Consider the following 22365-nt stretch of genomic DNA (forward strand, 5'->3'; position numbering starts at 1 on the left):
CGGCGGAAGACGATCCGCGCAGATCGGTCAGTTCGCCGGAATGATCACCAGTACCGGTTTCGCGGTCCGACCGCGGTCCCGGACCAGCGCGACCGCCCGGCCATCGGGGTCGAACATCCCGTAGGTGCCCTCGACCCCGGCCGCCGTGACCACCTGGCCGTGGGAAAGCGCGCGGGCGACCGCGGGATCGACGTCGCGGCGCGGGAAAGCGGCCTCGACCGCCTGGTCCAGGCTCATCGACAGGCCAGGCTCGGCTGCCAGCTGCTCAAGGGTGCGCGCGGTGGCCAGCCCGAACGGACCGACCCGGGTCCGGCGCAGTTCGGCGAGGTGCCCACCGACACCCAGCCCGGCCCCCAGGTCCCGCGCCAGCGCGCGCACGTAGGTGCCCGACGAGCACTCGACCAGCACATCCACCTCTGTCGTGCGATCGGTGCGGCGCAACGCCAGCACGTCGAAGCGGGACACGGCGACCGGCCGCGCCGCCAGTTCGACGTTCTCGCCGGAGCGCGCCAGCTCGTAGGCGCGCCGACCGTTGATCTTGATCGCGCTGACCGCGCTGGGCACCTGCTGGATATCGCCGGTCAACGCGGCGATCCCGGCCCGGATCGCCGATTCGTCCACTGTGGATGCATCCACAGTGGACACCACCTCGCCTTCGGCGTCGTCGGTGGTGGTGGTCGCACCCAGCCGGATCGTGGCCAGGTACGCCTTGGTGTCCAAGGCCAGGTGGCCGAGCAGCTTGGTGGCCCGTTCCAGGCCCAGCACCAGCACCCCGGTGGCCATCGGGTCCAGCGTTCCGGCGTGCCCGACCCGGCGGGTGCCCATGATGCGGCGAACCCGCGCGACGACGTCGTGCGAGGTCATCCCCGCCGGTTTGTCGATCACCAGCAGGCCGGGTGGAACGGTGGGACGTGTTTTACCGGAGCGTTCGGACACGACGCACCATCATTCCCGACCCGGCCGCGCCACCTTAGCCAGGGCGCACCAGCAGGGTTTCGATGCGATCGTGTCGTGAGTTCTCGCCCCGGTTCTCGCCCGAGTCGCCACTCACGAGTCCTAGGCGTTGGCGGGTGTCCGCGTGGCGCCGACGACGGCCCAGCGGCCTGAGCGGGCACGCAGCAGCAGCGTCGCCATGCGCAGGATCATGAACAGGCTCAAGCCGGTCCAGATCCCGACCAAACCCCAGTCGAACGCCAGCGCCAACCAGATCAGCGGCAGGTAGCCGACGGCCGCGCTCAGCAGCGCCGCGGTGCGCAGGTAAGCGGCGTCGCCAGCGCCGAGGAGCACCCCGTCCAGGGCGAACACCACGCCTGCCACGGGCTGCATGACGACGAAGAACCACCAGGCGTGCGGGATCTCCGCCAACACCGCGCCGTCGGTGGTGAACAGCGCTGGCAACAGGCCCGCGAGCGCTGCGAACACCAACCCGAGCACGACGCCGAACACCAAGCCGTACCAGGTGACCTGCCTGGCGATCCCCTTGGCCCGCTGCGCCGAACCGCCGCCCAACGCGGCGCCGACCAACGACTGCGCAGCGATCGCCAACGAATCCAGCACCAGCGCCAGGAAGGTCCACAACTGCCAAACCACCTGGTGCGCGGCAGCGGCTTCAGCACCGGTGCGGGCGGCGACCGAGGTCGCCGACAGGAAGCACACCTGGAACGCCAGGGTGCGAAGCACCAGGTCGCGCCCCAGCCCCAGCTGGGCGCGCATCTTCGACAGCTCCGGCTTCAGCGGCACCCGCTCGACGGCCAGGGCCCGCACGAACAGCGCGGCGGAGATCGTCTGGCCGATCAGGTTCGCGATCGCCGACCCCTCCAGACCCCAGCCGAAGGGGTAGACGAACAGCGGGCACAGCACGGCCGACACACCGTTGCCGATCAGCACGTAGCGAAGCGGGCGGGCGGTGTCCTGCACGCCGCGCATCCAGCCGTTGCCGGCCATGGTGATCAGCACCATCGGGGCCCCGAGCAGCGCGATGTGCAACCACGTCGCGGCCGCGTCGGCGATCGGTCCAGGCCCGGCCAGCAATTCCGCGACCGGGACCGCCACCAGCTGCGCGAGCAGCAGGAGCACCACGCCGACGCAGGCGCCCAGCCAGGTCGCCTGCACACCTTCGGCGACGGCGTCCTTGCGGCGACCAGCGCCGTGCAGCCGAGCGGTGCGCGCCGTGGTGCCGTAGGTCAGGAAGGTCAGCTGGCTCGAAACCAGGGTGAACAGCGTGCCGCCGAGCGCCAGCCCGGCCAGCGGCACCGCGCCGAGATGTCCGACCACGGCGGTGTCGACCAGCACGTACAGCGGCTCGGCTGCCAGCACGCCCAGCGCTGGCACCGCGAGAGCCAGGAGCTGACGCGGTGCCACCCGTTCGCCAAGTTCGGACACGCCGCCTCCCGGTAAGCTGTGATCGTGGGATACGCCCCTGACAAGCCAGCGTATCGGTAAGGATCGCAGATGGACAACGCTGATTACGCAATGGTGGCGCTCCGACTCGCGAACGCCGACCTGGGCAACCTGGACGAGGTGCGCGCCGCGCTCCACGACGAGCCGTGGTGGGCCGACCGCCTGCACGAACCCGACCTCCCCGTGCTGCGCGGGGTGGCCGACGGGCTGCGCCGCGCGCTGGACGCGATGGTCGCCGCCGACGACGACACCGTGCTCACCGAGATCAACGACCTGCTGTCCACGCATCCACCCCGCCCGAGGCTGTCCGGCCACGGCGGGCCCGAGGGCCTGCCGAACTGGCACGTCCACGTGGCGGGCCCGGACGCCCCGGCTGTTGACGAAGTCGCCGCTGCCGCCGCGTGGGGTCTGGCCCAGGGCGTCGTCCAATACGGCACCGGGCGCTGGGGGCGTTGCGGCGCGGAGGACTGCAACACCTACTTCCTGGACACCTCGACCAACCGGGCCAAGCGCTTCTGCAGCCCCCGCTGCGCCAACCGCGTGCACGTCGCCGCCTTCCGGGCCCGACGCCGCACCTGAACCTGCCCGACTCGCCCCGAACCGCTGGGGTCTGCGCCACCCCGCACCGCTACGCAAACCACTTCTGGGACAGTCCCTAGTCCAGCAGCGGTGCTTCGTCGACGGCCTTCCGCAGTGCCGCGATGACGTCCTCCGCCGGGCCCTGGGCGGTGAAGCCGGAGGCGAGCCGGTGCCCGCCACCACCGCAGGAAGCCGCCGCGTGGCCGACGTCCACCCGGCTGTCGGCGCGCAGCGACACCGACCAGTGCAGCGGCGCGGTCTCCTTGAGCACCGCCGCCACCTCCGCCTCGCTGGTCGTGCGCACCACGTCGATGACGCTGTCGACGTCCTCGCTGCGCAGCCCCTCGGAGTGCGCCAACCGGACCGTCGCGTGCACCAGGCCCAGCCCCCGAGCCGCCGACGGCTCCAGCTTCGCCTCCGCCAACACCTCGGAAAGCATGTTCATCCAGCCGAACGGATGCGTGTCGAGCAGCGGCCGGGTCGTCGCCTCCGGATCCACACCGGCCTCCAGCAGCCGCGCCGCCACCCGATGCGTCCACGCGCTGGCGTGCCGGAACGAACGCGTATCGGTGACCAGGCCCGCGTAGAGGCACCGCGCCATCGGCAGATCGAGTTCCACGCCGAGTTCGTCGAGCAGCCGGAGCACGATCAACACCGTCGCCTCGGCACGCTCATCGATCACGTGCAGCGTGCCGTAGCGGGTGTTGGACACGTGGTGGTCGATCACGATGACGTCGCCACCGGCGTCGATGGTGGCGGCGACCCGGTCAGCGAGCCGACCGAGCCGCTGCAGGCTGCCGGTGTCGCAGACGACCAGGGTCGGTGGCGCCGCGGGCACCTCGTCCGCTGGCACCACGAGCCCGTCGCCGTCGAGATCGCGCAGCGAGAACGGCGGCCGCTGCGGGTTCCCGAACGAGACCCGGACCGCGCAGCCGCGCCGCCGCAGCGCACGGCCCAGCGCGAGCGCGCTGCCCAACGCATCGGCGTCCGGGTTGATGTGCGCGAAAAGCGTCACGTCCGAGGCGTTGGCGAGCTTGCGAGCGGCCTCAGCCACTGCGACCGGATCAGCACCGGTCGCGGAATTGCCATCGCGACTATCGGGTTGCCCGCGCACAGGTTTCACCTCCACGACATCGATGGCCGATGTGACCACCGATGACCAACGCACCCGATGACGCGCCGCGACTCAACCACCTTGTGGCCCACGACGCACATCGGCGTCGGAAAACGATTCGACGTCCGCACCGTCGGTGGCGAGCTCGTCATCGTCGGTGGCGGCGCGGTACGGATCGCTGTCACCGGCGTGCACCGCGCCGGAAGCCAACCGGGCGACCTCCTCATCGGCTTCCCTGGCCTTGGCGAGCAGTTCGTCGAAGCGCCGCGCGTTGTCCGGCACGGTGTCTGCGACGAACGTCAGCGTCGGGGTGAACCGCACCCCGGTCTGCTCGCCGACGCGGGAACGCAGCACCCCGGTCGCGCTGGCCAGTGCGGCAGCGGTCGAGGCGTGGTCGGCGTCGTCGCCGAACACGGTGTAGTACACAGTGGCGTCCCGCAGATCGGGGGTGACCCGTGCGTCGGTGACCGTCACCATCGCCAGCCGCGGGTCCTTCACCTCGTGCTCCAGCCCCGATGCCACGATCTGGGCGATGCGTTTGGCGAGCCTGCGGGCGCGCGCCGTATCAGCCACGGCGCACCTCCTTATGGGAAAAGTTCAGTCTTCCGGGCCCAGCATCCGTTGCCGGGCCGAAAGCAATTCGAGTTCGGGGCGCGCGGCGACCAGCCGCTCGCACGCATCCAGCACTTCGCGCACGTGCGCGGCGTCGCCGGAGACCGTCGCGACGCCGAACAGCGCGCGGCGGTGCAGATCCTGGTTCCCGGCCTCGGCGACCGCGACCTCGAAGCGCCGTCGCAGTTCGGCCACCACTGGCCGCACCACGGCGCGCTTCTGCTTCAGGGAGTGGACGTCACCGAGCAGCACGTCCAGTTCGAGCACACCGACATACATGGGTGTTCCTCACCGCGAGGAGCCAGCCGCCGCACAGGGGGCCGCCGAATGACGACCCCCTGTGCGCACACCGGCTCAGTCGCGCGGCTTCTCGCGCATCTCGTAGGGCTCGATGACGTCGCCGACCTTGAGGTCGTTGTACGACCCCAGGGTCAGACCGCACTCGAAGCCTTCGCGGACCTCGTTCGCGTCGTCCTTGAACCGCTTCAACGAGTTGATGGTGAGGTTCTCGGCGACCACCACGTTGTCGCGCAGCAGGCGTGCCTTGGCGTTCCGCTTGATGACGCCTTCGGTGACCATGCAGCCCGCGATGGTGCCGACCCGGGAGGACTTGAAGACCTCGCGGACCTCGGCCCGGCCCAGCTCGACTTCCTCGTACTCGGGCTTGAGCATGCCCTTGAGGGCCTGCTCGATGTCCTCGATGGCGCGGTAGATCACCGAGTAGTACCGGATCTCGACGCCCTCGCGGTTGGCGACCTCGGCCGCCTTGCCCTCGGCCCGGACGTTGAAGCCCAGGACGATGGTGTTCTCCGCGGTGGCGAGGTTGATGTCCGACTCGTTGATGCCACCGACGCCGCGGTGGATGACCCGCAGCTCGACGTCGTCGCCGACCTCGATCTTCATCAGCGACTCTTCGAGCGCCTCGACGGTACCCGAGTTGTCACCCTTGATGATCAGGTTGAGCTGGTTGGTGTCCTTGAGCACCTTGTCCAGGTCTTCGAGGCTGACCCGCTTGCGCTTGGCCGCGTTCTGCGCCTCCCGGATGCGAGCCCCGCGGCGGTCGGCGATCTGCCGAGCCACCCGGTCCTCGTCGACCACCAGGAAGGTGTCGCCCGCGCCCGGCACCGAAGTGAAACCGATGACCTGCACCGGCCGCGACGGCAGCGCCTCCGGGACGTCCTCGTCGTTCTCGTTGATCATCCGGCGGACGCGGCCGTAGGCGTCCCCGGCCACCACCGAGTCACCGACCCGCAGCGTGCCGCGCTGCACCAGCACCGTGGCCACCGGACCGCGACCGCGGTCCAGATGGGCCTCGATCGCCACGCCCTGGGCGGGCATGCTCGGGTTCGCCCGCAGGTCCAGCGCGGCGTCCGCGGTGAGCAGGACCGCCTCCAGCAGGCCGTCGATGTTGGTGCCCTGCTTCGCCGAGATGTCGACGAACATGGTGTCGCCGCCGTACTCCTCCGCGACCAGGTTGTACTCGGTCAGCTGCTGGCGGATCTTGGCCGGGTTCGCACCCTCGACGTCGATCTTGTTGACCGCGACCACGATCGGCACCCCAGCGGCCTGGGCGTGGTTGATCGCCTCCACCGTCTGCGGCATGACGCCGTCGTCGGCGGCCACCACCAGCACGGCGATGTCGGTCGACTTCGCACCACGGGCACGCATCGCGGTGAACGCCTCGTGACCCGGGGTGTCGATGAAGGTGATCGGCCGCTCGTTGCCTTCCAGGCTGGTGACGACCTGGTACGCACCGATGTGCTGAGTGATGCCACCGGCCTCACCGGCCTGCACGTTCGTCTTGCGGATGGTGTCCAGCAGGCGGGTCTTACCGTGGTCGACGTGACCCATGACGGTCACCACCGGCGGACGCGCCGCCAGCTCGTCCTCGGAGCTGCCCGGGTCGCCGTAGCTGATGTCGAACGACTCCAGCAGCTCCCGGTCCTCGTCCTCCGGACTGACCATCTCGATCTGGTAGTTCATCTCCGAGCCGAGGAGCTCCAGCACCTCGTCGGAGACGGACTGGGTCGCGGTGACCATCTCGCCGAGGTGGAACATCGCCTGCACCAGCGAGGCCGGGTTGGCGTTGATCTTCTCGGCGAAGTCGGTCAGCGAAGCACCGCGGCGCAGGCGAACGACCTCGCCGCTGCCGCGCGGGAGGCGGACGCCGCCGACCGACGGCGCCTGCATGTTCTCCATGTACTCCTGGCGCTTCTGCCGCTTCGACTTGCGACCGCGCTTGGCCGGACCGCCGGGACGACCGAACGCACCGGCCGCACCGCCACGACCGCCGGGACCGCCCGGACGACCACCGCCGCCGGGACGACCGCGGAAGCCACCGCCGCCACCGGCCGGGGCGCCGCTGGGCGCGCTGCCGCCCCCACCGCCACCGCCGCCGCGGAAGCCGCCGCCACCGCCGCCGGGACGACCACCGCCGCCACCGCCGCCACCGGGACGACCACCGCCGCCACCACCCGGTCCACCACGGCCACCGCCGCGGCCTCCACCGGGACCACCACCAGGACCGCCACCGCTACGCGGCGGACGAGGCGGCATCATGCCGGGGTTCGGACGAGGCGGCATCATGCCCGGGTTCGGGCGCGAGCCACCGTCACCGCGCGGCGCGTTGCCGGCGGCAGGTGCCGTGCCAGCACCCTGACCGCCGCCCTGCCGCTGGCCACCGTGTTGACGACCGGGACCCTGCCCGCCGCCCTGGCGACCACCAGGACCCGGGCGCGGGGACCGCTGCTGCGGCGCACCGCTGCCGACGCCGAACGGGTTGTTGCCCACGCGCGGCGGCCGCGGCCCCGGCTTGGGCGCCTTCGGACGCGCCGGGACGACACCGGCATCGCCGTCGCCACCGGACTTCGGGCCCTGCTGCTGCCGCGGGGCCGGTGACTTCGGGCTGGGCCTGGGGCCAGCGGCCTGCCGGGGCTCGGCCTTCGCGGCCGGTGCCTGCTCGGCGGGCTTGACCTCCGGCTCCGGCTTGGGAGTCGGTTTCGGACCCGGCTTGGGGCCGGGCTTGGGACGTTCGCCAGCCGGCCCCTCGGGGCGCGGGCCGGGCTTGGGGCCGGGCTTCGGCGCCCCTTCGGCGCGACCAGACCTGGACTCCACCGGTGCGGGCCTGCCGCCGCCATTGGAGTCGCTCTTCTTGGACGCCGACGGCTTGGCGAGTGCGTCACGCAGCCTGCGGGCCACCGGGGCTTCCACGGTGGACGACGCAGACTTCACGTACTCGCCCTGCTCGGCGAGCTTGTTCAGTACTTCCTTGCTGGTAACACCGAGCTCTTTGGCGAGCTCATGTACGCGGGCCTTGCCTGCCACTGCTCTCCTCATCTGGGTGAGGCCGGGCGGCAGTCCCGCTCGACCTCGTCCTATCGCCGATGCGCGTTCATGGCTTCAGCTTCACGGCTGATTCATGACGGGTCGACCTGCTTTCCTTCAGTTGCCTGGCGCGGGACGGATCCCGCGTCGGTCATGTCGTGAGCCACTGGCTGCGGTTGGCTGGCACTCAAGTGGTCCTGCACGGCTGAGGTGTCGAGAGATCCCTGCACACGCAGTGCACGCGGAAACGCCCGGCGCCGCTCGGCCAGCCGAAGGCACGCCAGATCGGGATGCAACCATGCTCCCCGGCCCGGTTGCCGACGTCGTGGATCGGGAACAGCGACGGGACCCGCCCGACCGACCTCAGCCACCACACGCAGTAGCTCGGAGGATGACGTCCGGATACGACATCCCACACAAGTGCGCACCGGTCCACAGCTCTCGCCGTGTCGACCGGCCACCCGCGTGCTGATCGTCGTTCCCCTCGCGTCGAACCTCCTGTGATTCTAACCCGACGACGTCACTCGGCCGAACCCACGGTCGGCAGATCGTCCACCGCGGGGTCGAGACCGGATGCCTGCGCCGGGGGCTGGCCCGCCGAGGTGGCGGGCGCACCGGGGTCGGCATCGCTGCGGATGTCGATCCGCCAGCCGGTCAGCCGCGCCGCCAGCCGGGCGTTCTGGCCTTCCTTGCCGATCGCCAGCGAGAGCTGGAAGTCCGGCACGACCACCCGCGCGGTCTTGGCGCGTTCGTCGACGACCTCCACCGACACTACCTTGGCCGGTGACAGCGCGTTGCCGACGAAGGTCGCCGGGTCGTCCGAGTAGTCGATGATGTCGATCTTCTCGCCGCCCAGCTCGCTCATCACGTTGCGCACCCGCGAGCCCATCGGCCCGATGCAGGCGCCCTTGGCGTTGACCCCGGAGATCGTCGAGCGCACCGCGATCTTGGAGCGGTGTCCGGGCTCCCGCGCCACCGCGGGGATCTCCACGGTGCCGTCGGCGATCTCCGGCACCTCCAGCGCGAACAGCCGCCGGACCAGGTTCGGGTGGGTGCGCGACAGGGTGATCTGCGGCCCGCGCGCACTCCGCGAAACCCCGTAGACGTAGCACTTGATGCGGGTGCCGTGCTCGTAGTTCTCCCCGGCCACCTGCTCGGCGGCGGGGATCACGCCTTCGCTGTCACCGACCTGCACGATGACCATGCCGCGCGAGTTGGCCCGCGCATCGCGCTGGATTACTCCGCCGAGGATCTCGCCTTCCTTCGCGGAGAACTCGCCGAAGGTCCGCTCGTGCTCCGCGTCGCGCAGCCGCTGCAGGATGACCTGCCGCGCGGTGGTCGCCGCGATCCGCCCGAAGCCCTCCGGCGTGTCGTCCCACTCCTCCTGCACGGTGCCGTCGGCGGCCAAGGTGTGGGCGATCACCCGCACGACACCGGTCTTGCGGTCCACCTCCACCCGCGCGTGCGGCTGGTGCCCCTCGGTGTGGCGGTATGCGGTGAGCAGTGCCGATTCGATCGCTTCCAGGACCGTCTCGAACGGGATGTCCTTGTCGCGTTCGATCGCACGCAGCGCCGCGATGTCGACGTTCACCTCGACTCCTCCGTGTCTTCCCGGTCGTTCCCCTGCCGGGAAACGCCGCCCGCAGCCCGCTCCAGCTTGACCAAATCCTCCGCCGGTGGCTGCTGGAACTCCACCTCGACCACCGCGCGTTCGACATCACGGTAGGCCACTCGGCGCAGTTCGCCGCCGACCAGCACCGTGACACCTCCATCATCGGCTTCCCCGACGCGCGCCACCAACTTCTCGCCGTCGCTGAACCGGATCTTGACCAGCCGGTAGCGGGCGCGCCGCCAGTGCCGCACGCGGGTCAGCGGCCGGTCCACGCCCGGCGAGGTGACCTCCAGCGTGTAGGAACCGGCCAGGACGTGCTCGTGCGCGTCCAGCACCTCCGACACCGCGCGACTGACGTCGGAGATCTCGTCGAGCCCGACCCCATCGTCGGAATCGATGACGACCTTGATCAGTCGACGGCGGCCGGCCTGCTGCACGTCGAACTCCTCCAGGTCGAAACCCGTTCGAGCCACGGCCTCGGCTACGACGGGCTCCAGCTGCGCGGTGATCGCACCGCGCGGCGGGCTGGACACGTTGGCACTCCTTAGATTTCGATCGCGGCCTGGTTCGGACCTGGCAAAATCGCGACGCTGGACATGACGCGGGACTTCCACGAGCCGGTGCTGCCCGTGCAAGCCGCGGTCGCCCAGGGTATCGCGTCCACCCGCACCCAAGCGCGGCGTGGGACCCCAACGATCGGCGGATTGCGCCGGGGACCGAGCGGTGGCATGGATCGCTACGGCCAGCGCTGCCCCGGTGCGGGATCCGGCGGCTCGTCGCGTGCGGTGCCGGAGCATTCGCCGGGTTGATCACCTGGCAGGATAGGGCGGCGTGAAATCCTCCTCGCGAGCCTGGCCGGTGCTGGGGCGGCGGAGCGTCCTGCGGTTGTTCGCGGCCGCCCCGGTGGCCGCCGCGTTGACCACGGCGTGCGGCTCGGCGCCCGACGAACCCGATCCGCTGGTGGCGCTGGCAACCGCGGCGAAGTCCGACGTGCAGCTGGCGAAGGCGGTCGCGCAGGCCCACGCGGGACTGGCCGACGCCGCCAACGAGGTGGCCAGCGCACGGACCGCACACGCCGAGGCCATGCAGCGGGAGGTCGACCGGGTCAACCCGCCCGACCCGGACGATCCGCCGTCGGTGCCCGACGTGGCGCCGCAACCGGCCCCGACCGCCGCGGACGCCGCGGCGAAAGTGCTGCGGGATGCGCTGGCCATGGCGCAGCAGAAGGCGGCGCAACTGGTGCCCGGCCTGCCGACCTACCGCGCCGGACTGGTGGGGTCCATTTCGGCGAGCTGCGCGAGCCTGCGGGAGGTGCTGGGGTGACGGAGCTTTCGGCGGACGCGGGCAACGCGTTGCGCAGCGCGCTGAGCGCGGAGCACGCGGCCGTGTGGGTGTACGGACTGGCCAGCGCGTTCGTCAGCGAGGCCCGCGTGCGCAGCGCGATCGACGACGCGGCGGCGCAGCACCAGCGGTTGCGCGACGCCGCGGATCGGGCGCTGCGAGATGCGGCGCAGCCATCGGCCGCGGCGCAGCCCGGCTACGACGTCGGGCAACCGCTGGGCGACCAGAAATCGGCCATCGCCGTGCTGCTCAAGGCGGAGCAGGACTGCGCGGTCGGCTGGCGCTCGGTGCTGGAGAACACCGAGGACGCCGGATTGCGCACCACCGCCCTGGACGGCCTCACCAAATCGGCAACCCGGGCCACCAGGTGGCGACTAACCACCGGCCAACAACCAGCCACCCAACCCTTCCCCGGCCAACCCTGACACCCGCCACCAACCTCGCGAGTGGATTTCCCATCAGTCGTCAGCGTGGGGATTGGTCCTGGGGCCAGCCGAGCTTGAGGGCTTCGTTGGTGACGTCCAGCAGGGCCGGGTCCTTCTTCGGGGTGGACTTGTCGAAGTAGGCCGAGTCACCGATCACCACCAGGCGGTCCTGGCGCCCGGAGGCGTAGGCGTCGTCGTCCAGGTCGGGCATGTCCCTGGTGCCGTCGCTCTCGTCGTCGACCAAGTCCCGGATGTTGCCGGTGCCATCCCGCGTGGTCAGGTCGTTGAGCTGCTGCGCGGCGGTCGCATCGGGCATCAGCACGGTGATGACCGAGGTCAGCACCCGGGTGCCGTTGGGCAGCTTGGTGCTGTAGAGCGCGCGGGTGAGGTGCGCGCACTCCTGCCGCTGGAAGAAGCTCCTGATCTGTGCCGTCGAGACGTCCTTGCAACCCTGGAACGCTTCTTCCCGGCGGATCAGCGTGAAGTCGTACCGCGGCGGATTCGACGGCGGTGCGGCGTCGTCCGCGCCGTCCGGTTTGATCAGCAGCCAGATCAGCCCGGACAGCACCGAGATCGCGAGCAGCCCGAGTCCGCGCAGTGCCCAGCCCATCGGGGTGACGCGCGGTGCTTCCGGCACCGGGGCCTGCCGAGTGGTCGACTGGTTGACCGGAGGTGGCGGTGGCGGATCCCGTCGAGGTGGCGGGGCGAACGCGGGCCGGGTGGCCTGCTCCGGTTCGGCGGGCACGGGCGCGCGATCCGGTCTGATCCGCGAGTTGTCGCGCCGCAGCGGAGTGGTCTCGCGCTGCGTATTGGCTTGTGCACCCGTCATCTCTTCGGGCCCACCCTGTCGGTCCGACACGGGCACCAACGGTAGCGGTTGCGGATCACGAGAGGGACACCCCCGACGTAATGGTCATGCCGACCGCAGGGCGTTGACCGCGCGTTCGACGTCCGCGGCCGTGTTGTACAGGTGGAACGACAACCTGGCCCGGCCCGCCCGCATCGCGCAGGAGATCCCCGCCGCGGTCAGTTTCGACACCGCGTCGGGCACCTGCACCGAGACGATCGCTGATCCCGCCGGTGGCAGGTCCAGTGCCGTCCGGAACTCGTCGGCCAGCCCGGCGCAGTGCCCGGCGACCGCGGTCATGTCGAGCCCGGCCAGCCAGTCCATCGCCACCGCCGCCCCGACCTGCGCGAACCAGGTCGGCGACAGGTCGAGGGCGCGGGCGTCGTCGGCCAGCCGCAACGGCAGGCCGTAGGTGGTGTTCCACGGGTCGTCGCTCGCGTACCAGTTCGCGCTGTTCGGCCGGATCTCGGGCGCGTCCGGGTGGACGGCCAGCCAGGCGGCGCCGCGCGGCGAGAGCAGCCACTTGTAGCCCGCGCAAACGACCCAGTCGGCCCAGTCCAGGCGCATCGGAAGCCAGCCGAGCGCCTGCGTGACGTCGAGCAGCACCCGCGTCGAGGTCGAGGCGGCGACCTGCCGCAGCGCGTCGAGGTCGACGATCCGGCCGTCGCTGGACTGCACCGCGCTGACCGCGACCACGTCGTGGTCAGCGGCGTGGTCGGCGATCTCGGACAGCTCCACCTCGGTCACCCGCACACCTCGGTCCTGCTGCGCGGCGAACGGGAAGAGCACGCTGGTGAAGTCCTGCTTCGCGACCAGCACTCGGGCACCATCCGGCAAGCTCGCCGCGACCAGGCCGATGAGTTGCGAGGCGGTGGCGCCGATCGCCACCCGGTCCGCCGCGGTGCCGACCAGCCGCGCGAACGCCCCTCGCGCGGTGGCCACGGCAGGTTCGAAGTCCGCCGGGTGGTCCAGACCGCTTCCCCAACGCGCCACCGATTCGGTCAGGGCGTGGACCACGTCGGTGGGCGGGATGCCGATGCTCGCGGTGTTCAGATAGCCGTCTGGGACGTCGAATTTCGCACCGAATGCTTCTCGCATGCCTGCATCCTCGCACCACGAAAGCCGATTCCGGTACGACTGCCTACCGTTGGCCCATGCACACCGAGGAAATCGAGGTCCGGACCGGTTCCGTGGAGGTCGTTCACGACCTGGGCGCCGAGTGCGCGCGCTTCCTGCGTTCGGCCGGGGCCGGTGACGGCTTGCTCAACGTCTGGGTGCCGCACGCGACGGCAGGGCTGGCGATCATCGAGACCGGTGCAGGCAGTGACGAAGACCTGCTCGCCGCGTTGCGGGATCTGCTGCCCGCGGACGACCGCTGGCGGCACCGGCACGGGTCGCCGGGTCACGGTCGGGACCACGTGCTGCCCGCGTTCGTCCCGCCGTACGCGTCGATCCCGGTGCTGGGCGGACAACTGGCCCTGGGCACCTGGCAGTCGGTGTGCCTGGTGGACACCAATGTGGACAATCCGGTGCGTCGGGTCAGGCTGACCTTCCTGGCTGGTTGAGGCGCTGCGCGGGCTCCGGTGTTCGCGACCCGGCAGAACGTCGGGAATGCCCGGATTTCCGGGCGGAATCGGGAAGCGGCGGCCGCGCGCCGGGGCCGGTGTCCTGGTCACGTCGGGGTCCACTCCGGGACGCCTGGCTGGCAGGATGATGCGGTGACACGACTCGTGCTGTGGGACATCGACCTGACGCTCATCGACGCCAGGGGATTCGGCCCCCGCTGGTACCACCGGGCACTCGTGGAAGTCACCGGCAAGGCCCTGCAGCGCATGCCGGACACCGCGGGTCGCACCGAACTGGCGATCACCACCGACGTGCTCGAAATCCACGACAGCCCCACCGACGAAGCCACCGTGTCAGCCATGTTCGCCGCGTTGACCAGCGCGGTCGCCGCGACGCGCGATGAGCTCGCGCAGCGCGGCAGCGCCCTGCCGGGTGCGGAGCGCGCGCTGCGGACGCTGGCGGCCGACCCGGGGTTCACCCAGACGCTGGTGACCGGCAACCTCGCCGAAGTCGCCTTCCACAAGCTCGAATCCTTCGACCTGCACCACCACGTGGACTTCGAGATCGGCGGCTTCGGTGCCGGCTCGATGCACCGCCACGACCTGATCGCCGACTCGGTGGCCAAGACCACCGACCGGCACGGCGGGCCGATCTCCCCCGACTCCGTCGTGGTCGTCGGAGACACCCCGCACGACGTCGCGGGCGCGCTGCACTTCGGCGCGATCGCGGTCGGTGTCGCCACCGGCCGCAGCACCGAGGACGACCTCCGCAGCGCTGGCGCCCACGTCGTCCTACCGGATCTCGCCGACACCGACACCGTCGTCGCGGCTCTCCGGCCGTGAGTGCGAAAGCGCGTTCAACTCGCCCACCCACTCATAACCGGTCGGTTCCGAGCGAACTGAGCCGGGTGAACGGCCCGAGTGCGCACTCACGACCAGCAGGTCAGCCGCGCACCACGTCGATGACGTGCGGCACCGCGCCGTCGACCTCGACCTCCGCGCGGTCGCCGGAGCGCCGGTCGCGGACCTCGACGACTCCCCTGGTCAGGCCCTTGCCAACCACCAGGATCGTCGGAACGCCGAGGAGTTCGGAGTCCGCGAACTTCACGCCCGGCGACACCGTCCGGTCGTCCAGGATGACCTGCACGCCCGCCGCGTCGAGCTCGGCGGCGATGGCCTCACCGCGCTCCCGGATGCTCTCGTCCTTGCCCGCGATGACCACGTGCACATCGGCGGGCGCCACCTCGCGCGGCCACATCAGGCCGAGGTCGTCGTGGCTCTGCTCGGCGATCACCGCGACCATCCGCGACACACCGACGCCGTAGGAGCCCATGGTGATCCGCTTCGGCTTGCCGTCCTGGCCGAGTGCGTCCAGCGAGAGCGCGTCGGCGTACTTGCGGCCGAGCTGGAAGATGTGGCCGATCTCGATGCCGCGCGCCGCGACCAGGGTGCCGTGGCCGTCCGGCGACGGGTCGCCCTCGCGGACCTCGGCGGCCTCGATGGTGCCGTCCGGGGTGAAGTCCCGGCCGCACAGCAGGTCCACCACGTGGTGGTCGGTCTTGTCCGCGCCGGTCACCCACGCCGTCCCGGTCACCACCCGCGGGTCGACCAGGTAGCGAACCCCGTTGTCCTGCAGGGCTTTCGGACCGATGTAGCCCTTGACCAGGAACGGGTTGGCGGCGAAGTCGGGCTCCTCCAGCAGCGCCACCTCGGCGGGCTCCAGCGACGCCGCCAGCCGCTTCATGTCCACCTCGCGGTCCCCCGGCACCCCGACCGCCAGCAGCTCCCAGTCCTTCGAGCCGGGCTGCCTGGTCTTGACCAGCACGTTCTTCAGCGTGTCGGCCGCGCTGAACTTCCGGTCGGTGTTGGCGTTGAGGAAGTCGACCAGGGTCTCGATGGTCGGCGTGCTCGGCGTGTGGTGCACCTCGGCGGCCGCCTTGCCCTCGATCGGCTCGGCGGGCGGCGCTGGGGTGGTGACGGCCTCCACGTTGGCCGCGAAGCCCGATCCGGTGCTGCGCACGTAGGTGTCCTCACCGGTTTCGCTCTCGGCGAGGAACTCCTCGGACGCCGAACCGCCCATCGCACCGGAGGTGGCCGCGACGATCACGTAGCGCAGCCCGGCCCGGTCGAAGATGCGGATGTAGGCGTCGCGGTGCAGCTGGTAGGAGGCGGCCAAGCCCTCGTCGTCGAGGTCGAAGGAGTAGGAGTCCTTCATGACGAACTCGCGGCCCCGCAGGATGCCCGCCCGAGGCCGCTCCTCGTCCCGGTACTTGGTCTGGATCTGGTACAGCATGACCGGGTAGTCCTTGTAGGAGCTGTACTCGCCCTTGACGGTTAGTGCGAACAGTTCCTCGTGCGTGGGCCCGAGCAGGTAGTCGGCGCCCTTGCGGTCCTTCAACCGGAACAGGTTCGGTCCGTACTCGGTCCAGCGGTTGGTCGCCTCGTAGGGCTCCCTCGGCAGCAGCGCGGGGAAGTGGATCTCCTGCGCGCCGATCGCGTTCATCTCCTCGCGCACGATCTCCTCGATCTTGCGCAGCACCCGCAGGCCCAGCGGCAGCCAGGAGTAGATGCCGGGGGCGACTCGGCGCACGTAACCGGCGCGGATGAGCAGCCGGTGGCTCGGCACCTCGGCGTCGGCCGGATCCTCACGCAGGGTACGCAGGAACAACGTCGACATCCTCGTGATCACGGCTGCTAGCTCCTCATCCGGCCTGATTCGTTAACGGGCAGGGTAGCGACCCGCGACTGGGCCGCTACCAGCGGATTATCCGCGTGCCCGGCGGCTGTCGGGCTTGGCACCTATCTTGCGCGTCATGACACTGAGCATCGGCATGGTGACCATCGACTGCGCATCGCCCCGGGCGTTGGCGGAGTTCTGGACGCAGGCCTTGGAGACCTCGGTCAGCTACGACGACGGCGAATTCGTGGTGCTCGCCCCGAACAAGGCGGACGGTGTGGCGCTCGGGCTGCAGCGGGTGCCCGAGCCACGCACCGGGAAGAACCGGGTGCACGTGGACCTGGACACCACCGACCGGCAGGCGGAGGTGCGTCGTCTGGTCGAGCTGGGGGCCACCGAGCTGGGCGAACACGACGGGCCCGATGGCCTGCGGTGGACCGTGCTCGCCGACCCGGAGGGCAACGAGTTCTGCGTCGCCAGCGGCCACTGACCCGATCGGCCCATTGTCGAGCCGCCCGGGCTGCGGTTACCTCGAAGTTGGTCCGTTTTTTCCCGAAGGGGGGCCGATGTCCGCTCAACAGGCCCGTGCTGAGCACCGCTGGTCGGCCGAACTCGGTCTTCGCCTGCGGTTGTTCGCGCAGGGGGCGATGACCTGGATCTTCGCCAAGCGCGGCGACCCGATGGCGCGCATGATGCACGCCCCGTGGCGGGACGATCCGTATCCGCTCTACGCGCAGCTGCGCGCGCAGGGGCCGCTGACCCGCAGCAAGCTCGGGGTGGTGGTCGCTACGACCTATCAGCTCTGCGATGAGGTGCTGCGGGACCGGCGATTCGGCGTGCGCACCAGCGACGGCTCCTACGGCGACCCGACCGCTGCGGCCGTCGACCTGCAACTTTCACTGCTCGAACTCGATCCGCCGGACCATTCCCGGTTGCGGCGGCTGGCCGCCCCGGCCTTCCGGCCGCGGCGCCTGGAGACCTATCGGGAACGCATCGAGGAGATCGCGCACGACCTGCTGGACCGGGCCGTCGAGCGCGGCGAGTTCGACGTGGTCCGGGATTTCGCCGGGCCGCTGCCGATCCGGGTGATCTGCGAACTGCTCGGGCTGCCGTCGCTGGACGCCGAGCGCCTGGCGCACCACGGCCGGGTGCTCGCCGGGGCGGTGGACGGAGTCCGCTCGGCACGCCAGCTGCGGCAGATGCGGGAGTCCTTCGGCGAGCTCGACACGCTGTTCACCAGGCTGATCGAAGCGCGTCGCGCGGAGCCCGGGGAGGACATCGTCAGCGATCTGGTCGCCGCCCTGGACGGGGACAAGCTCAGCAGCACCGAACTGGTGCAGATGTGCGACCTGCTGCTGGTCGCGGGTTTCGAGACGACGGTCAACCTGATCGGCAACGGAACCCTCGCGCTGTTGAAGCACCCGGACCAGTGGGATCTGCTGCGCGCCGATGCGAACCTGGCATCGGCGGTGGTCGAGGAGACGCTGCGGTGGGATCCGCCGGTCCAGATGACGATGCGGATCGCGCACGAGCCCGTGGAGTTGGCCGGGTATCAGCTGGGGGCGGACACGCCGGTGCTGGTGCTGCTGGCCTCGGGCGGACGCGATCCGGCGGTGCACACCGATCCGGACCGGTTCGACATCACCCGCCCGGACCGCGGGGAGCACCTCGCGTTCTCCTCCGGCATCCACTACTGCCTCGGTGCGCCGCTGGCCCGGCTGGAAGCCGAGGTCGCGTTCCGGTGCCTGGCCACCCGCCTGCCCGACCTCCGCCGGGCGGGCGCACCGGTCCGCCGCCCGACGTCGATCATCCACGGCCTGTCGTCCCTGCCGGTCACCACCAACCGCACCCTCTCCCCCGCCTGACGTTTTCCCCGGAGCTTGGCGGGTGGTGATGCGGCAGCTCCACTACCCACAGCGGCACCCGGACCAGGCTCGACGACAGGCCTTCGGCAGGGGTGCCCTGGCGCGTCCTAGGGTGGGCGGGTGTTGGTTTTGCTTCCTCCTTCGGAGACCAAGGCCGTCGGCGGTGCTGGGGCCGCGCTGAACCTGGACGCCCTGTCGCATCCGGAATTGACATCCACCAGGCGGAAGCTGATCGAGGCACTGTCCACTTTGGCCGATGATGTGCCCGCGAGCCTGATCACGTTGGGATTGTCGGAGCACCAGGTCGCGGAGGTCGAGCGCAACGCCGAACTCTGGGATTCACCCACCGCAGCGGCACTGGAGCGCTACACCGGGGTGCTCTACGACGCCCTCGACGTGCGGTCGCTGTCGGCGGCGGAACGCAATCGGGCCGATGACCGGCTCGCGGTCGCATCGGCGCTGTTCGGGCTGGTGCGCGGCGGCGACCCGATCCCGGCCTACCGCCTGTCCGGCGGCAACTCGCTGCCCGGTCTGGGAACGCTGCGCAGCGTGTGGCGCCCGGTGCTGGAGCCGGTGCTGGCCGCGGCCGATGAACTGCTGGTCGATCTGCGATCCGGTGCGTACGCGGCGTTGGCGAGGTGCCCGAACGCCGTCGAGGTGCGCGTGCTGTCCGAAGACGCGACGGGCCGGCGGAAGGTCGTCAGCCACCACAACAAGTCGCACAAGGGGAAGCTGGCCCGGGCGCTGGCCCAGTCGGACGCCGAACCCGCCGAAGTCGAGGACGTCCTCGACGTGGCCCGCGACGCTGGCCTGCGGATTGAGCGCGAAGCCACCCGCAAGCTCTGCGTCGTCGTCGAGGCCTGACGCCCGGACCGCCGAAAAACGAGTTGCGCCCGGTCGTGCCGAGTCGCGAAACTGTGGTTCGGCGAAAATTTGGCAGCCGAAAGTTGCCAGCCGAAGTTGGCAGCCGAGATTGCCAGCGCTGTGGAGGGAGGTTCGTCATGGTGACCGTTGCGACGGATGTGCGCGTGCTTTTCCCGCGCGAGGACACCCGAACCCATCTCCCTCCGCCACCAGTGCGCTGAAACATCGGTGCTCCGGCGGAGGTTCCGCTGAGGAGCACTTGATCTTGTCTGCGTACGACGAGTACGACCCCGATCTCTTCCGCACCACCAAACCGAACAAGAACCGCAAGCAGGCCAAGCCGAAACGGCGGCGGTTCGACGACGAGCCGATGCGTCGCGGTCGGCTCACCGAAGAAGAACGCGAGCGGCTCGCCGCGCTGCGCGACGAACCCGAACCACAACCGCTGCCCGACGGTGCCGACCGCTGGTCCACGTGGGACGCTGGGGAACGAGGTCCCCGACCGCATCCGCGCTGGCTGGTGACCGAGTTGGCGGCGGTCGACCACGAAATGGGGGTCCTCAAGACCGGCAAGGAAGCCGATGTGCACCTGCTGCGCCGGTCGGTGCCCGGCGGGAATTCTTGCCTGCTCGCGGCGAAGCGGTACCGCGATGGCGATCACCGGATGTTCCACCGCGACGCCGGTTACCTGGAAGGACGGCGGATGCGCCGGTCTCGGGAGATGCGAGCGATGCAGCAGCGCAGTTCGTTCGGCCGCGGCATGATCGCCCAGCAGTGGGCGGTGGCGGAGTTCGGCGTGCTGTCGTCGCTGTGGGCGGCCGGTGCACCGGTGCCGTACCCGGTGCAGCGCGTCGGCACCGAAGTGCTGCTGGAATTCATCGGCACCGCCGATGGCACGGCGGCACCTCGCCTCGCGGCGCTGCGGCCCCGACCGGACGAACTAGACGATCTGTGGACGCAGCTCGTCGATGCGCTGGTGCTGTTGGCCGAGCAGGGTTTCACGCACGGCGACCTGTCCGCCTACAACGTGCTGGTGCACGAGGGCCGATTGACGTTGATCGATCTGCCGCAGGCGGTCGATCTCGTCGCGAACCCGCTGGGTTTCACCTATCTGCAGCGTGACGCGCACAACATCGCGGGCTGGTTCCGCACGCAGGGCGCGGACGAAAACCGAACCGACCCGGAGGAACTAGCGGTTCTCCTTGCCACAGCAGGAAATCTGATGTGATAACGGTCTCAGGCGCCGGGCCTGCCGAGCACGTGGCGGGAAATCGGTCTCCCCGCTCGATCGGCTAGACTCGGCCCTGAACCGGCCGGAGAACAACCGGCCACACGCGAGTCAACGGGCTCGCGAATCCGCCTATCGGCGCCGACGCGCCGGGCTCGTCCTCGCGATCGCACGCGGTCCACCCGCGAAGCCTCCCCGTGACGTGCCAACTTCCGGGAGCTCCTTCGTGCCGACCAGTTCATCCACCACGCCCGCGCGCTCGCCCCGACGGCCGCGCCGACGCCGCCCACAACCGCAGCCGACCCCGAAGCGCAGCCTGTTCGACAAAGTAGGTGTCACAGCAGTCGATCCGGCACCGTTCGCCGAACTGGGGCTACCCGCGCAGTTGGTGCGCGCCCTGGCCGAGGACGGGATGGTCGAAGCGTTCCCGATCCAGGCGGCCACCATTCCCGACGCGTTGACCGGCCGCGATGTGCTGGGCCGCGGTCAGACGGGATCCGGCAAGACGCTGGCGTTCGGACTCCCGCTGCTTGCGTTGCAGCAGTCCAGCGCCCGCCCGCTGCACCCGCGCGGGCTGGTCCTGGTGCCCACCCGCGAGCTGGCCGTCCAGGTCACGGATGCCTTGAAACCGCTGGCCAAGGCGCTCGGCTTATACGTCCGGGAGGTCGTCGGCGGCACCTCCTTCACCCGGCAGGTCGACACGTTGCGCCGGGGGGTGGACGTCCTCGTCGCGACGCCCGGTCGGCTGGCCGACCACGTGCGCCAAGGCACCTGCTCGCTGTCCGAAGTGGAGCGCACCGCGCTCGACGAGGCCGACCAGATGGCCGACATGGGTTTCCTGCCGCAGGTTCGCGAACTGCTCGACCTGGTGCCCGCCGACGGCCAGCGCCTGCTGTTCTCCGCGACGCTCGACGGCGATGTCGACAAGCTGGTCGAGCGCTATCTGACCAACCCGGTGGTGCATTCGCTGGCGCCCCCGGCGGCCAGCGTGGACAGCATGCAGCACCACCAGTTCCTGGTTTCGGCGACGGATAAGCAGGCCGTGCTGGCGCGCATCGCGGCGCGCGAGGGGCGCACGATCATGTTCGTGCGCACCAAGCACCACGCCGACCGGCTCACGAAGAAGCTTCGGGCGGTCGGGATTCGCGCCGGGGCGCTGCACGGCGGCAAGGCGCAGAACGTGCGAACCCGCATCCTCGACGAGTTCAAGAGCGGCGAGACCAAGACGCTGGTGGCCACCAACGTCGCCGCGCGCGGCATCCACGTCGATGACGTGAGCCTCGTGGTGCACGTCGAGCCCCCGGCCGACCCCAAGGACTACCTGCACCGGGCCGGGCGCACCGCCCGCGCCGGAGCCACCGGCACCGTCGTGACGCTCGTCACCGAAGACCAGAAGCAGGCGTTCCGCACGATGGCCGAGCTGGCCGGGGTCAAGGCCACGACCACCGCGGTCAGCCCCGACAACACCGAACTCGCCCGGCTCACCGGCGCCCGCGAGCCCGATGGCAACACCATCATCGAGCCGAAACGACGCGAAACACCGCGCAGCCGCGGCGCGAAGCAGACCCAACGCGAAACACCGCGCGACCGTGGTGCGCAGCGCACGAAGAACGAAGCTCCGCGTGCGAAGCAGACGGAGCGCGAGACACTGCGCAGTCGTGCGAAGCAGACCGCGGTTGCCCGCGCCACGAAGCGGCCGCTGTCCGAGTCCGGCGAACGCCGGAACGACCCCAGGGGCGGTCGCGGCGCTGCGGCAGGCCACGGAGAACACGGCGGCCGCGGCGGGTACCGCTCGGATCGGGGCACCCGGGCAAGCCGCGGCGCCCGCAACGAACGCGGCGGAATGCACCGCGACCGCGGGTAGCCACCCGATCGATTGACGAGTGAAGGGCACCTTTTACCCACTTACTTG

At 70.4% G+C, this 22365-nt stretch carries 23 protein-coding genes; 11 read left to right on the forward strand and 12 right to left on the reverse strand.

Annotated features, from left to right (window positions below; all coding sequences use genetic code 11):
• Window positions 1–27: 27 nt before the first annotated feature.
• Window positions 28–936, reverse strand: a complete 909-nt coding sequence (truB, locus tag ACTWQN_RS20070; RefSeq protein WP_443205039.1) for a tRNA pseudouridine(55) synthase TruB — start codon at window positions 934–936, stop codon at window positions 28–30.
• Between the two features lie 120 nt (window positions 937–1056).
• Window positions 1057–2382: an MATE family efflux transporter gene (locus ACTWQN_RS20075; RefSeq protein ID WP_443205040.1), complete on the reverse strand. Its 1326-nt coding sequence runs from the start codon at window positions 2380–2382 to the stop codon at window positions 1057–1059.
• Window positions 2383–2451: 69 nt separating this feature from the next.
• Here ACTWQN_RS20075 and ACTWQN_RS20080 point away from each other — a divergent pair, with 69 nt between their 5' ends.
• The gene (locus tag ACTWQN_RS20080; RefSeq protein ID WP_443205041.1) at window positions 2452–2979 is read left to right on the forward strand and encodes a CGNR zinc finger domain-containing protein; all 528 of its coding nucleotides are present in this window, start codon (window positions 2452–2454) and stop codon (window positions 2977–2979) included.
• 76 nt (window positions 2980–3055) lie between these two features.
• Here ACTWQN_RS20080 and ACTWQN_RS20085 read toward each other — a convergent pair whose 3' ends face one another.
• The 7 genes from ACTWQN_RS20085 to rimP all read right to left on the reverse strand — a co-directional run bounded on the left by ACTWQN_RS20085 (window position 3056) and on the right by rimP (window position 10174).
• Entirely contained in the window at window positions 3056–4033 is a 978-nt protein-coding gene (locus ACTWQN_RS20085) for a DHH family phosphoesterase (RefSeq protein WP_443205042.1), read from the reverse strand.
• Window positions 4034–4165: 132 nt separating this feature from the next.
• Window positions 4166–4666 (reverse strand): 30S ribosome-binding factor RbfA, encoded by a 501-nt coding sequence (rbfA, locus tag ACTWQN_RS20090; RefSeq protein ID WP_443205043.1) that lies wholly within the window; start codon window positions 4664–4666, stop codon window positions 4166–4168.
• A gap of 24 nt (window positions 4667–4690) precedes the next feature.
• Window positions 4691–4984, reverse strand: coding sequence for a DUF503 domain-containing protein (locus tag ACTWQN_RS20095; RefSeq protein WP_443205044.1), 294 nt, complete (start codon window positions 4982–4984; stop codon window positions 4691–4693).
• 75 nt (window positions 4985–5059) lie between these two features.
• The gene (gene infB / locus ACTWQN_RS20100; RefSeq protein ID WP_443205045.1) at window positions 5060–8029 is read right to left on the reverse strand and encodes a translation initiation factor IF-2; all 2970 of its coding nucleotides are present in this window, start codon (window positions 8027–8029) and stop codon (window positions 5060–5062) included.
• A gap of 92 nt (window positions 8030–8121) precedes the next feature.
• Window positions 8122–8490 carry a YlxR family protein gene (locus tag ACTWQN_RS20105; protein WP_443205046.1) on the reverse strand — a complete coding sequence of 123 codons (369 nt, stop codon included), beginning with the start codon at window positions 8488–8490 and terminating at the stop codon, window positions 8122–8124.
• A 59-nt stretch (window positions 8491–8549) separates the two neighbouring features.
• On the reverse strand, window positions 8550–9620 hold the full coding sequence (nusA, locus tag ACTWQN_RS20110; RefSeq protein ID WP_443205047.1) for a transcription termination factor NusA: 1071 nt from the start codon (window positions 9618–9620) through the stop codon (window positions 8550–8552).
• Window positions 9617–10174: a ribosome maturation factor RimP gene (gene rimP, locus ACTWQN_RS20115; RefSeq protein WP_443205048.1), complete on the reverse strand. Its 558-nt coding sequence runs from the start codon at window positions 10172–10174 to the stop codon at window positions 9617–9619. Before rimP ends, nusA begins: the two co-directional genes overlap by 4 nt.
• A gap of 63 nt (window positions 10175–10237) precedes the next feature.
• Between rimP and ACTWQN_RS20120 the strand changes: the two genes are divergently transcribed.
• From ACTWQN_RS20120 to ACTWQN_RS20130, 3 genes are read left to right on the forward strand one after another with little or no spacing between them, the layout of a single operon-like run.
• On the forward strand, window positions 10238–10450 hold the full coding sequence (locus ACTWQN_RS20120; RefSeq protein ID WP_443205049.1) for a hypothetical protein: 213 nt from the start codon (window positions 10238–10240) through the stop codon (window positions 10448–10450).
• A 22-nt stretch (window positions 10451–10472) separates the two neighbouring features.
• Window positions 10473–10964, forward strand: coding sequence for a hypothetical protein (locus ACTWQN_RS20125; protein WP_443205050.1), 492 nt, complete (start codon window positions 10473–10475; stop codon window positions 10962–10964).
• Window positions 10961–11407, forward strand: a complete 447-nt coding sequence (locus tag ACTWQN_RS20130; protein ID WP_443205051.1) for a ferritin-like domain-containing protein — start codon at window positions 10961–10963, stop codon at window positions 11405–11407. The genes ACTWQN_RS20125 and ACTWQN_RS20130 overlap by 4 nt, the downstream gene beginning before the upstream one ends.
• Before the next feature lie 40 nt (window positions 11408–11447).
• Here ACTWQN_RS20130 and ACTWQN_RS20135 read toward each other — a convergent pair whose 3' ends face one another.
• Window positions 11448–12236: a hypothetical protein gene (locus ACTWQN_RS20135; RefSeq protein WP_443205052.1), complete on the reverse strand. Its 789-nt coding sequence runs from the start codon at window positions 12234–12236 to the stop codon at window positions 11448–11450.
• An 84-nt stretch (window positions 12237–12320) separates the two neighbouring features.
• On the reverse strand, window positions 12321–13352 hold the full coding sequence (locus ACTWQN_RS20140) for an aminotransferase class V-fold PLP-dependent enzyme (protein WP_443205053.1): 1032 nt from the start codon (window positions 13350–13352) through the stop codon (window positions 12321–12323).
• 56 nt (window positions 13353–13408) lie between these two features.
• Between ACTWQN_RS20140 and ACTWQN_RS20145 the strand changes: the two genes are divergently transcribed.
• Both ACTWQN_RS20145 and ACTWQN_RS20150 read left to right on the forward strand, forming a co-directional pair.
• Window positions 13409–13819: a YjbQ family protein gene (locus ACTWQN_RS20145; protein ID WP_443205054.1), complete on the forward strand. Its 411-nt coding sequence runs from the start codon at window positions 13409–13411 to the stop codon at window positions 13817–13819.
• 153 nt (window positions 13820–13972) lie between these two features.
• Complete coding sequence (locus tag ACTWQN_RS20150) at window positions 13973–14662, forward strand: HAD family hydrolase (RefSeq protein ID WP_443205055.1); 690 nt, start codon at window positions 13973–13975, stop codon at window positions 14660–14662.
• A 100-nt stretch (window positions 14663–14762) separates the two neighbouring features.
• On the opposite strand, the gene ACTWQN_RS20155 is transcribed toward ACTWQN_RS20150, so the two are convergent.
• Window positions 14763–16508, reverse strand: coding sequence for a proline--tRNA ligase (locus ACTWQN_RS20155; RefSeq protein WP_443205056.1), 1746 nt, complete (start codon window positions 16506–16508; stop codon window positions 14763–14765).
• Window positions 16509–16632: 124 nt separating this feature from the next.
• On the opposite strand from ACTWQN_RS20155, the gene ACTWQN_RS20160 reads away from it, so the two are divergent.
• From ACTWQN_RS20160 to ACTWQN_RS20180, 5 genes are all read left to right on the forward strand, one after another.
• Window positions 16633–16986 carry a VOC family protein gene (locus ACTWQN_RS20160; RefSeq protein WP_443205057.1) on the forward strand — a complete coding sequence of 118 codons (354 nt, stop codon included), beginning with the start codon at window positions 16633–16635 and terminating at the stop codon, window positions 16984–16986.
• A gap of 76 nt (window positions 16987–17062) precedes the next feature.
• Complete coding sequence (locus tag ACTWQN_RS20165) at window positions 17063–18361, forward strand: cytochrome P450 (protein WP_443205058.1); 1299 nt, start codon at window positions 17063–17065, stop codon at window positions 18359–18361.
• 120 nt (window positions 18362–18481) lie between these two features.
• Window positions 18482–19225: a peroxide stress protein YaaA gene (yaaA, locus tag ACTWQN_RS20170; protein WP_443205059.1), complete on the forward strand. Its 744-nt coding sequence runs from the start codon at window positions 18482–18484 to the stop codon at window positions 19223–19225.
• Window positions 19226–19595: 370 nt separating this feature from the next.
• Window positions 19596–20453, forward strand: coding sequence for a serine protein kinase RIO (locus ACTWQN_RS20175; protein WP_443205152.1), 858 nt, complete (start codon window positions 19596–19598; stop codon window positions 20451–20453).
• 226 nt (window positions 20454–20679) lie between these two features.
• Window positions 20680–22317 (forward strand): DEAD/DEAH box helicase, encoded by a 1638-nt coding sequence (locus tag ACTWQN_RS20180; protein ID WP_443205060.1) that lies wholly within the window; start codon window positions 20680–20682, stop codon window positions 22315–22317.
• Window positions 22318–22365 lie beyond the last annotated feature (48 nt).

The organism is Saccharopolyspora antiqui (assembly GCF_052246905.1).
In the GTDB taxonomy this organism is placed as follows: domain Bacteria; phylum Actinomycetota; class Actinomycetes; order Mycobacteriales; family Pseudonocardiaceae; genus Saccharopolyspora.

Excerpts from the sequence above, each read along its gene's own strand:
- ACTWQN_RS20080 (WP_443205041.1), top strand. The coding sequence starts at position 2,452 with ATGGACAACGCTGATTACGCAATGGTGGCGCTCCGACTCGCGAACGCC.
- ACTWQN_RS20095 (WP_443205044.1), bottom strand. The coding sequence starts at position 4,984 with ATGTATGTCGGTGTGCTCGAACTGGACGTGCTGCTCGGTGACGTCCAC.
- ACTWQN_RS20120 (WP_443205049.1), top strand. The coding sequence starts at position 10,238 with ATGACGCGGGACTTCCACGAGCCGGTGCTGCCCGTGCAAGCCGCGGTC.
- ACTWQN_RS20135 (WP_443205052.1), bottom strand. The coding sequence starts at position 12,236 with ATGACGGGTGCACAAGCCAATACGCAGCGCGAGACCACTCCGCTGCGG.
- ACTWQN_RS20140 (WP_443205053.1), bottom strand. The coding sequence starts at position 13,352 with ATGCGAGAAGCATTCGGTGCGAAATTCGACGTCCCAGACGGCTATCTG.
- ACTWQN_RS20145 (WP_443205054.1), top strand. The coding sequence starts at position 13,409 with ATGCACACCGAGGAAATCGAGGTCCGGACCGGTTCCGTGGAGGTCGTT.
- ACTWQN_RS20160 (WP_443205057.1), top strand. The coding sequence starts at position 16,633 with ATGACACTGAGCATCGGCATGGTGACCATCGACTGCGCATCGCCCCGG.
- ACTWQN_RS20165 (WP_443205058.1), top strand. The coding sequence starts at position 17,063 with ATGTCCGCTCAACAGGCCCGTGCTGAGCACCGCTGGTCGGCCGAACTC.
- ACTWQN_RS20175 (WP_443205152.1), top strand. The coding sequence starts at position 19,596 with ATGCGTCGCGGTCGGCTCACCGAAGAAGAACGCGAGCGGCTCGCCGCG.